The organism is Streptomyces sp. NPDC127100 (assembly GCF_042724095.1).
Taxonomy (GTDB): Bacteria; Actinomycetota; Actinomycetes; order Streptomycetales; family Streptomycetaceae; genus Streptomyces.
The window spans coordinates 72,802-86,438 of sequence record NZ_JBHXFL010000007.1 but is presented as its reverse complement, the minus strand read 5'-3'; the positions used below and the strand labels follow the sequence as shown (position 1 = coordinate 86,438).

The 13,637-nt window shown below is 71.8% G+C and carries 12 protein-coding genes and 1 riboswitch; of the genes, 3 read left to right on the top strand and 9 right to left on the bottom strand.

Features of this window, described 5'->3' with window-relative positions; translation table 11 throughout:
* Nucleotides 1–6 precede the first annotated feature (6 nt).
* Nucleotides 7–462 (bottom strand): RpiB/LacA/LacB family sugar-phosphate isomerase, encoded by a 456-nt coding sequence (locus tag ACFWJB_RS10490; RefSeq protein ID WP_386921576.1) that lies wholly within the window; start codon nucleotides 460–462, stop codon nucleotides 7–9.
* Between the two features lie 142 nt (nucleotides 463–604).
* Between ACFWJB_RS10490 and ACFWJB_RS10485 the strand changes: the two genes are divergently transcribed.
* Nucleotides 605–2,119 carry an MFS transporter gene (locus tag ACFWJB_RS10485; protein WP_385466295.1) on the top strand — a complete coding sequence of 505 codons (1,515 nt, stop codon included), beginning with the start codon at nucleotides 605–607 and terminating at the stop codon, nucleotides 2,117–2,119.
* 88 nt (nucleotides 2,120–2,207) lie between these two features.
* Here the strand turns inward: ACFWJB_RS10485 and ACFWJB_RS10480 are convergent, their stop codons facing one another.
* Nucleotides 2,208–4,328, bottom strand: coding sequence for a PQQ-dependent sugar dehydrogenase (locus ACFWJB_RS10480; RefSeq protein WP_386921574.1), 2,121 nt, complete (start codon nucleotides 4,326–4,328; stop codon nucleotides 2,208–2,210).
* A gap of 284 nt (nucleotides 4,329–4,612) precedes the next feature.
* Here ACFWJB_RS10480 and ACFWJB_RS10475 point away from each other — a divergent pair, with 284 nt between their 5' ends.
* Both ACFWJB_RS10475 and ACFWJB_RS10470 read left to right on the top strand, forming a co-directional pair.
* Nucleotides 4,613–5,335 carry a lysophospholipid acyltransferase family protein gene (locus tag ACFWJB_RS10475; protein ID WP_385459426.1) on the top strand — a complete coding sequence of 241 codons (723 nt, stop codon included), beginning with the start codon at nucleotides 4,613–4,615 and terminating at the stop codon, nucleotides 5,333–5,335.
* A gap of 67 nt (nucleotides 5,336–5,402) precedes the next feature.
* A complete protein-coding gene (locus ACFWJB_RS10470; protein ID WP_386921571.1) occupies nucleotides 5,403–6,437 on the top strand; it encodes an NAD-dependent epimerase/dehydratase family protein in 1,035 nt (344 codons plus the stop codon).
* 70 nt (nucleotides 6,438–6,507) lie between these two features.
* Here ACFWJB_RS10470 and ACFWJB_RS10465 read toward each other — a convergent pair whose 3' ends face one another.
* The 7 genes from ACFWJB_RS10465 to ACFWJB_RS10435 form a co-directional block, all read right to left on the bottom strand.
* The gene (locus ACFWJB_RS10465) at nucleotides 6,508–8,121 is read right to left on the bottom strand and encodes an alpha/beta hydrolase (RefSeq protein WP_386921569.1); all 1,614 of its coding nucleotides are present in this window, start codon (nucleotides 8,119–8,121) and stop codon (nucleotides 6,508–6,510) included.
* 131 nt (nucleotides 8,122–8,252) lie between these two features.
* On the bottom strand, nucleotides 8,253–9,014 hold the full coding sequence (locus ACFWJB_RS10460) for an urease accessory protein UreD (RefSeq protein ID WP_386921702.1): 762 nt from the start codon (nucleotides 9,012–9,014) through the stop codon (nucleotides 8,253–8,255).
* Nucleotides 9,011–9,688 carry an urease accessory protein UreG gene (ureG, locus tag ACFWJB_RS10455; protein WP_385459418.1) on the bottom strand — a complete coding sequence of 226 codons (678 nt, stop codon included), beginning with the start codon at nucleotides 9,686–9,688 and terminating at the stop codon, nucleotides 9,011–9,013. The genes ACFWJB_RS10460 and ureG overlap by 4 nt, the downstream gene beginning before the upstream one ends.
* A gap of 135 nt (nucleotides 9,689–9,823) precedes the next feature.
* Nucleotides 9,824–10,498, bottom strand: a complete 675-nt coding sequence (locus ACFWJB_RS10450) for an urease accessory protein UreF (protein WP_386921566.1) — start codon at nucleotides 10,496–10,498, stop codon at nucleotides 9,824–9,826.
* An 8-nt stretch (nucleotides 10,499–10,506) separates the two neighbouring features.
* Complete coding sequence (locus ACFWJB_RS10445) at nucleotides 10,507–12,228, bottom strand: urease subunit alpha (RefSeq protein WP_385459414.1); 1,722 nt, start codon at nucleotides 12,226–12,228, stop codon at nucleotides 10,507–10,509.
* Nucleotides 12,221–12,532 (bottom strand): urease subunit beta, encoded by a 312-nt coding sequence (locus ACFWJB_RS10440; protein WP_386921564.1) that lies wholly within the window; start codon nucleotides 12,530–12,532, stop codon nucleotides 12,221–12,223. The genes ACFWJB_RS10445 and ACFWJB_RS10440 overlap by 8 nt, the downstream gene beginning before the upstream one ends.
* Nucleotides 12,533–12,545: 13 nt before the next feature.
* Nucleotides 12,546–12,848, bottom strand: coding sequence for an urease subunit gamma (locus tag ACFWJB_RS10435; protein WP_385459410.1), 303 nt, complete (start codon nucleotides 12,846–12,848; stop codon nucleotides 12,546–12,548).
* A gap of 725 nt (nucleotides 12,849–13,573) precedes the next feature.
* Nucleotides 13,574–13,635: riboswitch (cyclic di-AMP (ydaO/yuaA leader) on the top strand.
* The last annotated feature ends 2 nt before the right edge of the window (nucleotides 13,636–13,637 follow it).

Here is a 13,637-nt window from a genome sequence, read left to right as displayed (position 1 = left end):
CGTCCGTCAGGGAGCGGCCCGGCCCCGGTCGAGCCGCTCCACCCGTTGCACGTTCTCCAGGTCCTCGGTGTCGGCGCTCGCCGCGGCCGCGAACCAGGCGTCGAGGATCTCCTTCAGCAGCGGCGCGGAGGTGAGCCGCAGGCTGAGGGCGAGCACGTTGGCGTCGTTCCAGCGGCGTGCCCCGTCCGCCGTGTACGCGTCGGTGCACAGGGCCGCCCGTACGCCGGGGACCTTGTTCGCCGCGATCGAGGCGCCCGTGCCGGTCCAGCAGCACACCACCGCCTGGTCGGCCGTGCCGGCGGCGACGTCGCGCGCGGCACGCTTCGAGCACACCGCCCACCGCGGGTCCTCCCCGGGGCGCAGCGCGCCGTACGTGAGCACCTCGTGACCGCGTCCGCGCAGCTCCTCGACCAGGAGGCCGGCCACGGGTTCGTCCATGTCGGAGGAGACGGAGATCCGCATGGTGCGAAGGGTAGTCGTCGCGGCCGCTCACCTCATCGGCGCAACCGCATGACCGAAGTCACGACCATACCCAGCATGATCGGGGGAACGGTACGACCCGAGAAACGTACGACCGAGCAGCGCTCCCCCGGAGTGGCTGCGCGTGGAAAGGGAGGCCGCCACGTCCCCCAACGAGAACGGCCAGGAACCCGACGTCGCGGCGATCCGCCGGCATCCGGCGCTGTTCCGGGCCATCAGACGCAGGCAGAACCCGCGGCTGCGCCGGTCGGACATCACCGTCACGGACGAGGCCGCGGTCAAGAGAGCCGTGAAGGCGGCCTCGCTGGGCAACGCCATGGAGTGGTTCGACTTCGGCATCTACGCCTATCTGGCGGGCACCATCGGCCGGGTGTTCTTCCCGTCCGGGAGCGACACCGCACAGCTGCTGTCCTCGTTCGCCACCTTCGCGGTGGCGTTCCTGGTGCGCCCGCTCGGCGGCATGGTCTTCGGCCCGATGGGTGACAAGATCGGCCGCAAGAAGGTGCTCGCGCTGACGATGATCCTCATGGCGATCGGCACCGCCGCCATCGGGCTCATCCCCAGCTACGACGCGATCGGCTTCTGGTCGCCGCTCCTGCTGATCCTGTTCCGCCTGCTCCAGGGCTTCTCGACCGGCGGCGAGTACGGCGGCGCGTCCACCTTCATCGCCGAGTACGCGCCCGACAAGCGGCGCGGTTTCTTCGGCAGCTTCCTGGAGCTGGGCACGCTCGCCGGGTACACCGGCGCCGCCGGTCTCGTCACCGCCCTCACCGCCTGGCTCGGCAGCGACGCCATGGACGCCTGGGCCTGGCGCATCCCGTTCCTGCTGGCCGCCCCGCTCGGCATCGTCGGCATCTACCTGCGGATGAGGCTGGACGACACGCCCGCCTTCCTCAAGCTGGAGGACTCCAACGTCCACATCTCCGAGGCGGCGAACGCGGTGGAGACCACCGCCCGGGGCGACCTCGCCAGGATCTTCCGTACGCACTGGCGTCCGCTGGTGCTGTGCATCGCCCTGGTCGGCGCGTACAACATCACCGACTACATGCTGCTGTCGTACATGCCGACGTACCTGTCGGACGAGCTGGACTACAGCGAGAGCCACGGTCTGCTGATCCTGGTGGCCACGATGGTGGTGCTGATGCTGATCATCAACCAGGTGGGCCGGCTCTCCGACCGCTTCGGCCGCAAGCCCGTGCTCATGGCGGGCATGACGGGGTTCTTCGTGCTGTCCGTCCCGTCCTTCGTGCTGGTGCGCGACGGCAGTCTGCTCGCCGTCTCGGGCGGCATGCTGCTGCTCGGCCTGTCCCTGGTCTGTCTGCTCGGCACGATGTCGGCGGCGCTCCCGGCGATGTTCCCCACCGATGTCCGCTACGGTTCCCTGTCGGTCGGCTACAACCTGTCGACGTCCCTGTTCGGCGGCACGACGCCGCTGGTCATCACCGCTCTGATCAGCGTGACCGGGTCCGACATGATGCCCGCCTACTACGCGATGGCCGCGGCGCTGGTCGGTGTGGTGGCGGTGGCCTGCATGAAGGAGACGGCGCAGCAGCCGCTCGCCGGTTCGCCGCCCTCGGTGCAGACCGAGGAGGAAGCGGCGGAGATGGTGGAGGCGCAGGCGCCGACGCCGAAGTTCTGAGCGACCCGGCGGCCCCGGCGGGGCCACGGGTACGGTGACGGGGCGCCACCCTCGGGGGTGGCGCCCCGTCACCGTGTCTCCGGGCCGGTCAGCCGGCCGGTGTCAGCGCGACCTCGGCGCTGCCCGACAGGGGCGGCAGGCCCTCCGGGGGAGAGTCCGTGTAGGTGGCGTTGAACACCGCCTTCAGGTTGTCCGCTCCGGCGTGACCGCCGTCCACGAACGTGGTGAACGATCCGGAGCAGCCGGTGCTCGAGGACAGCGGGTGGCCGTGCGTGTCGTGGCCGAGGATGAACGAGACGCTGACCCGCGAGCAGTCCACCGGCTGGTCGTCGGTGACGGTGACCTCCCAGGTGACCGTGTCACCCCAGTGGAACGCCGTGCCGCCGTGCGGCGCGGGGTCGGTGGTGAGGGAGACGACCGGCGCCTTGTTGCCGACGACGACCGGGACCGAGGCGGCGGCCGAGCGGCCGGTGCTGTCGGTGACCTTCAGCGTGGCGTCGAAGACGGCGTTCTCGGTGAAGGTGTGCGTCGGGTTCGCCTCCCTGGAGTCCACGACGCCGTCGGCGTCGAAGTCCCAGGCGTAGCTGAGGGCGTCACCGTCGGCGTCCTTGGTGCCGGCGCTGGAGAACCGGACCGTCAGCGGGCTGGTGCCGTTGGCCACGTCCGCGGCGGCCTTGGGCTCCGGGGTGCGGTTGCCCCGCGTGAAGTCGATGCGGGAGAGCTGGGCCTCGGGCAGCTCCGCGAAGTACCCGGTGCCGTACTCCAGGACGTACAGCGCGCCGTCCGGGCCGAACTCGGCGTCGATCGGGCCGTCCGTCGTGATCGACGGAAGCGCGTTCTCGATCCTGGTGACCTCGTTCTTCCTGCCGAGGGTGAGGGCGAGCATCTGGTCGCGGGTCCACTCGTAGAAGAGCGGCTTGCCGTCGAAGTACGCGGGCCAGCGGTTCTCGGCCTTGTTCCGCTTGTCGTAGCGGTACACCGGGCCGCCCATGGGGGCGATGCCGCCCGTGCCGAGCTCCGGGAAGTCCTCGGAGGCGCCGTAGCCGTAGACGATCTCCGCGTCGGTGACCGGCGGCAGTTCGGTGCGGCCGGTGTTGTGGCGGGAGTCGTTGACCGGCTTGGCGCAGTCGAAGGCGCCGCTCGACTTCTTTGTGGCGAAGTCGTAGTCCTGGTACGGCATGTCCTGGGTCACGCAGAACGGCCAGCCGTAGTTGGCGGGGCGGTCGATGACCGTCCAGCGGCCGTGGCCGGCGGGGCCGCGGTCGGGGTTGGCCGTGTTGGCGTCGGGCGAGTAGTCGCCGACGTAGACCTCGCCGGTCCTGTCGTCCACCGCGAACCGGAACGGGTTGCGCAGGCCCATGGCGTAGATCTCGGGGCGGGTCTTGGGCGTGCCGGGCCTGAAGAGGTTGCCGCCCGGGACCGTGTACCCGCCGTTCTTCTTGACCTTGATGCGCAGGACCTTGCCGCGCAGGTCGTTGGTGTTGCCCGCGGTGCGCCGCGCGTCGTAGACCGGGTTGCGGTCGGGGCGGTCGTCGAGCGGGGCGTAGCCGTCCGAGGCGAACGGGTTGGAGTCGTCGCCGGTCGACAGGAACAGGTTGCCCTTGCCGTCGAAGTCGATCTTGCCGCCGACGTGGCAGCAGATGCCGCGGTCGGCAGGCACGTCGAGGATCTTCTGCTCGGTGGCGAAGTCGAGCTTGTTGCCCTCGAGCTTGAACCGGGACAGCCGCGTGACGCCCTTGTACTTGGCGAAGTCGGCGGCCGTGCCGTACTCCGGCGCGTCGCCCTCGTTGACGCCCGGTGTGGCCGGGTCGTCCATGGGGGTGTCCAGGCGGGGCGAGTAGTACAGGTAGACCCACTTGTTCTTGGCGAAGTCGGGGTCGATCGCGATGCCCTGCACGCCCTCCTCGTCGTGCTGGTAGAGCCCGGCGGGGCTCTTCTTCATGTCGGCGGCGAGGAAGTTGACGCCGCTCTCGGGGTCGTTGATCCGCACCTCGCCCGTGCGCGCGGTGTGCAGCACCCGCCGGTCGGGCAGGACGGCGAGGGCCATGGGCTCGCCCGGACGGTCGTTGAGGGTGACCTTCTGGAAGGCCGACGCCGCCGGCGGCGCCGGGTCCGACGGGGCGGCTTGCACCGTGGGGACGGTCAGGAGCCCGGCGGTCCCGGCCAGCACCGCTGCCCCCATCAGGGTGACGATCCGTCTGTTGCGCACTCGGAACTCCTTTGAGGTGTACGGGTGAAGACCCGTGCGGAGTGAGTCGGTTGGACGCTAGGGCTCCTACTTTCGACTCGTCAAGGACAAAGACTGAACTTTCTCGGGGAAAGACTGCACGGGTTCCGGCGGATCAACGAGGAGAGGGGCCTGTACTGTCGCCGGGCGCGCCGACGTCCTGCCCGGTCGGCCGTCTCCCCGGGTTTTCGGGGGATGCCTCTTGGTGATGGGCAGTCAGGTGACCCAGCATGGGGTCAGCGTCGATCCGGGTGAGAGGGCGAACCATGTTCTACTACGTGCTCAAGTACGTACTGCTCGGCCCGCTGCTGAGGCTGCTCTTCCGCCCCCGGATCGAGGGGCTGGACCATGTGCCGGACTCGGGCGCGGCCATCGTCGCCGGCAACCACCTGTCGTTCTCCGACCATTTCCTGATGCCCGCCGTGCTCCGGCGCCGCATCACCTTCCTGGCCAAGGCCGAGTACTTCACCGGCCCCGGCGTCAAGGGCCGGCTGACCGCGTTCTTCTTCCGCAGCGCGGGGCAGATCCCGGTGGACCGCTCCGGCAAGGAGGCGGGCCAGGCCGCGATCCGCGAGGGGCTCGGCGTGCTGTCCAGGGGTGAGCTGCTGGGCATCTACCCGGAGGGCACCCGCTCGCACGACGGCCGGCTCTACAAGGGCAAGGTCGGTGTCGCGGTGATGGCGCTCAGGGCCGGGGTGCCGGTCGTGCCGTGCGCGATGATCGGCACCTTCGAGGCGCAGCCGCCCGGCCGGAAGATCCCGAGGCTGCACCCCGTGGTGATCCGTTTCGGCGAGCCGCTGGACTTCTCCCGCTATGCGGGCCTGGAGCGGGAGAAGGCCGTGCTGCGCGCGGTGACCGACGAGATCATGCACGCCATCCTGTCGCTGTCCGAGCAGGAGTACGTCGACCGCTACGCGGCCGACGTCAAGGCCGAGGAGGCGGAGAGGGCGGCGAAGGCCCGGCGGTTCCCCCGGCGTCCGCACCGCTAGGCGCTCGCCGTCTGCCCTGGGCAGAGGGACATGGCCCGGCGGACGGGCGGGCGCCTACGGTCCTCGTATGACACGAGCTGTGGTGATCGGAGCGACGGGCCAGATCGGCCGGGTGGCCGTGGGGGCGCTGGCCCGCGACGGCTGGGAGGTGACGGCCGTCTCGCGCGGCGGCGGCCGGGACGCGGACTGGCCCGGGGACGTACGGGCCGTGCGGGCCGACCGGGAGGACAACGCGGCGCTGTCCGCGGCCGTCGGTGACGGCTGTGACGTCCTGGTGGACATGGTGGCCTTCGGGGCCGGGCACGCCCGGCAGCTGGTCTCGCTCGCCGGGCGCGTCGGCTCGGCGGTGGTGATCTCCAGCGTGTCGGTCTACGAGGACGCGAAGGGCCGCAACTTCGACACGCAGGCGGAGCCCGGCGGCTTCCCGGAGTACCCGGTCCCGGTCACCGAGGAGCAGCGCACGGTCCGGCCGGGCGACACCTCGTACTCCACCCGCAAGGCGGCACTGGAGCGTGAACTCCTCGCCGCCGGTGACCTGTTGCCGGCCACGCTGCTGCGGGCGGGCGCGATCCACGGACCGCACTGCCGGACCCCGCGCGAGCTGTACTTCGTCAAACGCAACCTCGACGGCAGGCGCCGGCGCGTGCTCGCGTACGGCGGCACGAGCCGTTTCCATCCGGCGAGCGTGCACAACGTCGCCGAGCTGGTCCGGCTGGCCGCCGCGCGGCCGGGCACGCGTGTGCTCAACGCCGTGGATCCGGACGCGCCCACGGTGGCGGAGATCGCGGCGGCGATCGACACGGTGATGGGTGTGCGGACCGACGACGTCCTGGTGGACGGTCCGCCGCCCGTGGAGGGTCTGGGCGACACGCCGTGGTCCGTGCCCGCGCCGGTCGTGTGCGGCATGACGGCGGCGGAGCGGCAGTTGGGCTACCGGCCGGTGGTCCGCTACGCCGAGACCCTCCCGGACACGGTCGCCTGGCTCGAGGAGCGGCTCGCCGGGCGGGACTGGCGGGATGCCTTCCCGAAGATGGCCCGGAACTACGGTGAGCTCTTCGACTACGCGGCCGAGGACGCCTGGCTGGCGGCGCGGCAGCGCTGACGACGCCCCCGGGAACGGGAAGGGGGCGGCCGGTCGGAACCGGCCGCCCCCTGTGTTCCTTCCGCGCCGGTTACGCCTTGGGCGTGGCGTGCGGGGCGCAGGTCACGTCCCGGCCGTCGAGCTTGCCGGTGAGCAGGTAGGCGTCCACCCGGTCGTTGATGCAGGAGTTGACCAGGCCGGTGACGCCGTGGGAGCCGGCGTCCCGCTCGGTGATCAGGCGGGAGCCCTTGAACCGCTGGTGCAGTTCGACGGCGCCCTCGTACGGGGTGGCCGCGTCACGCTCGGACTGGACGATCAGCACGGGCGGAAGGCCCTTGCCGGTCTTCACGTTCAGCGGGGTCTGCTGCTTGACCGGCCAGGTGGCGCACGGCAGGTTCATCCACGCGTTGGCCCAGGTCATGAACGGGTGGTCGCGGTGCAGCCGGGTGTTGTCCCGGTCCCAGGTGCGCCAGTTGGTGGGCCACTTGGCGTCCGTGCACTCCACCGCCGTGTAGACGGCGTTGCCGTTCTCCGAGGACGCGTTGCCCACGGTGTCGGACAGGTCCGGGGCGGCGGCGTCGACGAGGGCCTGGGTGTCGCCGGCGACGTACTTGCTGAAGATCGCCGCCGTGGGGGCCCACGCGGAGTCGTAGTACGGGGCGCTCTGGAAGAAGGAGATCAGCTCGGCCGGGCCGACGACGCCACCGAGGGGAGCCTTCTCGGCGGTGGCACGCACCTTGAGCCACTGCTCCTGGACCTCGGCGCGGGTGTCCCCGAGGTGGTAGGTCGCGTCGTTCTTGGCGACCCAGTCCTGCCAGTCCTTCCAGCGGCCCTCGAAGGCGACGTCCTGGTCCAGGTTGGCCTGGTACCAGATCTTGTCGCGGGAGGGGTTGACGACGCTGTCGACGACCATCCGGCGCACGTGGCCCGGGAAGAGGGTGCCGTAGACCGCACCGAGGTAGGTGCCGTAGGAGACGCCCAGGTAGTTGAGCTTCTTCTCGCCGAGCGCGGCGCGGATGACGTCCAGGTCGCGCGCGGTGTTCGGAGTGGTCATGTGCGGCAGCATGTCGCCGCTGCGCTCGAAGCAGCCCTCGGCGTACTCGGCGGCGAGCTTGCGCTGGACGCGCTTGTCGGCCTCGGAGCGCGGCACCGGGTCCAGCTTGGGCGCCTTGACGAACTCCTGCGGGTCGACGCAGGAGATGGGTGCGGACCTGCCGACGCCGCGCGGGTCGAAGCCGACGAAGTCGTAGGCCTTGGCGGTGTTGGCCCACACCGCGTTCTTGCTGGTGACGCGGGCCGGGAAGCGCAGGCCGGAGCCGCCGGGGCCGCCCGGGTTGTAGATGAGCGCGCCCTGACGCTCGGACGCGGTGCCGGTGTTGCCGATGCGGTCGACGGCGAGCTTGATCTGCTTGCCGTACGGCTTGGCGTAGTCGACCGGCACGGTGACGTAACCGCACTGGATCGGCTTCGGCAGGTTCCAGTCGGCGGGGCAGTCCTGCCAGTCGATGCCGGCCTGCGCGGCGCGGGCCGCGGCGACGGCGGCACCGCGGGCTTCGCGGTCCCCGCCCTGCTCGTGCCCCCGGCCGGTGGCCGGACTGGCGCTGGCCACCGGTGCCGTGACGGCGCCGGCTATCAGCGTGGCGGTGACGAGTGCTCCGGCCGAGCCGATCGCCGCGGCTCTCCGGTGCAGCCTGCTCTTCCTCAAGTGGCCCTCCCCGTACATGATGTCGACAAGTACGGGGATCCTCGCGGCTGTGCGTTCCCTGAGAACAGGGGTGACGCCACTTCTTTGCCAATCCGATAAACGGAGAAGTGTGTCCGAGGGCCGGTGCCGGCTCAGTCCAGCGAGGCCAGCGCCTCGTCCAGCAGCCGCCGCAGCCGCAGCGCGTCCGGTGCCACGGCGGTCACCAGCACCGCCGGTCCGGCGAGCGGCATGACGGCCGCGCCCTCTCCGGCCGGGCGGGCGGCCGGTGGCTCGGTCGCGAACGAGGGCCGGACGACGACGACCTGACCCACGGCCCGGTGACCCGCCAGTCCCGCGGGTCCGTCCCAGCCGCCCGGGGCACCCGGACCGCAGGACAGCTCCTGGTCGAGGACCGGACGGCCCGCGATCCGTACGGCAAGACGGCTGGTGAGCCGCCCCGGTTCCTCACCGGACCGCCCGAGCACCTGTTCCTCGCGCAGCACGAGCCGGGCCGTGGGCGCGACGTCGGCGCACGTGGTCACACGCAGGTCGCTGCCGTTCGCCGAGATCAACTGCTCGGGCAGCCAGTGCAGTTCCGCATCGTCGGCGACGGTGAGCCGGACGTCGTAGCGGGCCTCCGCCTTGTCCTGGCCCGGCAGCGCGAGGGTGGCGGCCGCGGAGCCGACCCGCAGCCGGGCGCCCCGCACCGCCTCGGCCGACACCGTGAAGAGGTCACCGCCGAGCGGCCCGCTCATCGCGCCGACCAGCAGCACCCGGGCCTCGGACCCGCTCCCCCGGGTGCGGCGCACCGCGAGCGGGCCCTCGCCCTCCAGTACGGGCAGACTGGTGCCGCCGCGTCCGTCGCCGCGGGCGAGGATCCGGGCCCTGGCCCGGACGCCGCCCGGCGCCGTCATGCCGCCCACGCGGCGAGCCGAGCGCGCACCCAGTCGGCGACCTCCCGCACGCCTGCCTCGCTCCTGAGCGACTGCAGGACGACGGGCAGTTCGCCGCGCTGCGCCTTGGCGTCGGCGGCCATCCGGGCGAGGTCGGAGCCGACGTACGGGGCGAGGTCGGTCTTGTTGACGACCAGCAGGTCGGCGGTGGTGACACCGGGGCCGCCCTTGCGGGGGATGTCGTCGCCGCCCGCCACGTCGATCACGAAGATCTGGGCGTCGACGAGTCCCCGGGAGAAGGTGGCGGTGAGGTTGTCGCCGCCGGACTCCACGAGCACCAGGTCGAGGGGGCCGGCCTCGTCCTCCAGGTCCTCGACGGCCTCGAGGTTGGCGGAGATGTCGTCCCGGATCGCGGTGTGCGGGCAGGCCCCGGTCTCGACGGCGGTGATCCGCTCCGGCGGCAGCACCGCCTCGCGGAGCAGGAACTCGGCGTCCTCGCGGGTGTAGATGTCGTTGGTGACGACGGCGAGGGACAGTTCCGCGCGCAGGGCGCGGCAGAGCGCGGCGACGGTCGCGGTCTTGCCGGACCCGACGGGCCCGCCGAGGCCGACGCGCAGGGCGCGGCGGCTACCGTCGGGCCGGCGGGCGTCGGCGGACACGGCGGCGGGAGCGTCGTGGTGATGGTCGAGGTGCAAGGTGACTCCTGAGGACTGGGATCGGCGCGCACGGCCCGCCCGGCGGGCGGAAACGGGGCCGTACGGGCCGCGACGGGGCTCCGGGGGTCGAAGCCCCGGGACCGGGGAGGGAAGGTGCGGCGGGGGCGCACCCTCCTACGAGGCGAACAACCGCACCGGCCAGGCGGCATGCGCCTCCGCCCCGATCTCGAGCAGCGGTGCGGACCGTGACGGCAGCGCGTCCACCCCCTCGCGCGCCGCCAGGTGCGCCGCCTCGACGGCGTCCTCGGCCACCCGGTCCACCTCGGGCGCCAGCCGGGCCAGGACGGCGGTGGCGTCGAACGGGTCGAGGCCGAGCAGCCGCACGACCGCGCCGGCCGGTCCGCTCACCCCCTCGTAGGCGGAGCAGTAGGCCGCGTCCGAGGCACCGAGCCCGGCCGCGCGGGCCGCGAGCCCGAGGACGACGGGCTGGTGGGCGCCCTTGGGGAAGCGCCCGGCCAGCGCGTCGAGTCCGGGGTCCGGCCAGGCGGCGCGGGCGGCCCGCATCAGCTGCCGGCCGAGTCGGCGCGCCACCGCCCGCAGGGCGGGGGACGGCGTGCGGGCGTCCGCGGCCCGGTCGAGTTCCCCGGGATCGACACCGAGGGCCGCGGCTGCCGCGAGGGAGGCCGCCACGGCTCCGCTCGTGTGCAGCCGCCCCCGGCAGAACTCCTCCAGGCCGGTGGCGTCGGTGATGCGTCCGGCCCTGACGGCGGCCTCCGCCCCGCCGGAGTGGGCGTGTCCTCCGGCGGGGAAGCGGCCGTCCGACAGGACGAGCAGCGCGGCACGGCTCATGACGGCGCTCAGAAGAGGAAGTACCGCTGCGCGAGCGGCAGTTCGACGGCCGGTGCGGGTTCGACGAGCTCGCCGTCGATGGTCACCGCGAAGGAGTCCGCGGCGACCTCGACGCGCGGCAGCGCGTCGTTCTCGCGCATGTCGGCCTTGGTGCGACCGCGGGTCGAGCGGATGGGCACGAACTCCTTGCCCAGGCCGAGGCGTTCGGGCAGTCCGTCCTCGATCGCGGCCTCGGCCACGAAGTTCAGCGAGTTGAGGGCGGGTGCCCTGCCGAGGGCTCCGTACATCGGCCGCGGCAGCACGGGCTGCGGGGTGGGGATGGAGGCGTTGGCGTCGCCCATCTGCGCGTAGGCGATCTGTCCGCCCTTGAGCACGAGCTGCGGTCTCACACCGAAGAAGCGGGGCTCCCAGACGACCAGGTCGGCGAGCTTGCCGGACTCGACTGAGCCGACCTGGTGCTCGATGCCCTGGGCGACGGCCGGGTTGACGGTGTACTTGGCGACGTAGCGGCGGGCGCGCCGGTTGTCGGCGCGGGTGTCGCCGGGCAGGGAGCCGCGGCGCCGCTTCATCACGTGCGCGGTCTGCCAGGTCCGCAGGATCACCTCTCCGACGCGGCCCATGGCCTGGGCGTCCGACGACATGATGGAGATGGCCCCCATGTCGTGCAGGATGTCCTCGGCCGCGATGGTGCTCGGCCGGATGCGGGACTCGGCGAAGGCCAGGTCCTCGGGGACCGCGGGGTTGAGATGGTGGCAGACCATCAGCATGTCGAGGTGTTCCTCGACGGTGTTGACGGTGTGCGGCCGGGTCGGGTTGGTGGACGCGGGCAGCATGTTCGGCAGCGACACCGCCGTGATCATGTCGGGCGCGTGGCCGCCGCCGGCGCCCTCGACGTGGAAGGCGTGCAGGGTGCGCCCCGCGACCGCGTCGAAGGTGTCGCCGACGAACCCGGCCTCGTTCAGGGTGTCCGTGTGGACGGCGAGCTGGACGCCGGACTCCTCGCACACGTCGAGACAGGCGGAGATCACGGCGGGGGTCGCGCCCCAGTCCTCGTGGATCTTGAAGCCGAGGATGCCGGCGCGCAGTTGGTCGCGCATCGACTCCTTGGACATGGTGCTGCCCTTGCCGAGGAAGCCGATGTTGACGGGGCTCGACTCCAGGGCCGCGTACATCCGCGCGAGGTGCCACGAACCGGGGGTGACCGTGGTCGCCTTGCTGCCCTCGGCGGGGCCGGTGCCGCCGCCGATGAGGGTGGTGATGCCGGAGGCGAGGGCCTCGTCGACGACGCCCGGCGCGATGAAGTGGACGTGCGTGTCGATGCCGCCGGCGGTGACGATCCTGCCGTTGCCCGCGATGATCTCCGTCTCGGGCCCGATGACGAGATCCGGGTGGACGCCGTCCATGGTGTCGGGGTTGCCGGACTTGCCGATGCCGGTGATGCGGCCGTCTCGGATGCCGATGTCGGCCTTGACGACGCCCCAGTGGTCGATGATCACGGCGCCGGTGATGACGGTGTCGGGGGCGCCCTCGGCGCGGGTGGCGCGCGACTGGCCCATGGACTCGCGCAGCACCTTGCCGCCCCCGAAGACCGACTCGTCGCCGGAGCGGCCGGGGCCGCCCGAGCGGTCCTCCTCGATCTCGACGAAGAGGTCGGTGTCGGCCAGGCGGATGCGGTCGCCCGTGGTCGGTCCGAACAGGTCGGCGTAGGCGGGCCGGGACAGTTCAGGCATCGAGGGCACCTCCGGTCGCGCCGCGCAGGCCCGGGACGACGCGAGCGCCCGCGAGGGGGATCAGCTCCACGTCGACCGGGATGCCGGGCTCGAACCGGACGGCGGTGCCGGCGGCGATGTTCAGCCGCGTGCCGTGCGCCGCGGCGCGGTCGAAGTCGAGACCGGGGTTGGCCTCGGCGAAGTGGTAGTGGGAGCCGACCTGGACGGGCCGGTCGGCGGTGTTGAGCACGGTCAGGCGGACGCTCGGGCGGCCCTCGTTGAAGGTGACCGGCTCGTCGGCGAAGAGGATCTCTCCGGGAATCATGGCGGCGGTCCCGTCAGACGATCGGTTCGTGGACGGTGACGAGCTTGGTGCCGTCGGGGAAGGTCGCCTCGACCTGCACGTCGTGGATCATCTCGGGGACACCCTCCATGACCTCGTGACGCTGGATCAGTTGGCGTCCCGACGCCATGAGCTCACTGACCGTGCGGCCGTCGCGGGCGCCTTCGAGGATGTGCGAGGTGATGAGCGCGACGACCTCGGGGTGGTTGAGTCGCACGCCTCGTGCCCGGCGCTTCGCGGCCACGTCCGCGGCCACATGGATGAGCAGTCTCTCCTGCTCGTGCGGGGTCAGTTGCACGTACCACCTCACTGGACATCACGCCGGGACCGGGCGGTCCGGCTGCCGCGTCCACCGCGGCGGTCCTAGATGTAACACACAGGAATTGACCCGATCGGGGCTTCCGGTATCACAAAACCGCAGGTGGATCGGGGTGCAGAGTACGGCCGGAGTGTTTCTGCCACGTCACGCGGTTTTGACTGACTGATTACCGGTTTGACCGGCCGATTACCCGTGCCGCCGCTGGCACTCCGCGCACCCGAAGGCACGCTCGGCGCACGGCCGTTCCCCACGGCCCGGAAGCCGGGTCCGGCGCGCCCTCCGCCGGACCGGAGCCCAAACCGGCCGAACGGCGTACCCCCTTACGGCGTAGGAACACCCCGGATTCCCGGCCCGCCTGGCTTGCGCCATGTGCCCTCCCGGATGGCGGAACATGTCATTCCGCCGCTGGTCACGGGGTCGTCATGACGCTCGAAAGAGGATCGAACACTCTTATGTCCACCAGAACGGGTGAGTGGTGAGTAACCACACAAGGGCCCGGTTCCGTTGGGATTTTCCCACTTCGATGCGACAAGATCCATGACTGACGACAAGCCCCCGCCACAGCGGCGGGGCGGTCCGGGCGGACGCCGAGTCCTGCCGCCGCCCGGACGACCGGTCGACAGGAGTGCATCGGCAGGAGTGGAGGACCCGAGCACGACGGGTCGCCGGAACGGCCGCCTCCGCGAGGAAGGCGCCGGGCCGAGCAGCCCTTGGGGTGAAGCCGCACCCGTGCGGCCGGGCAACTTCGCCAGCCCGAATCCGACAGGT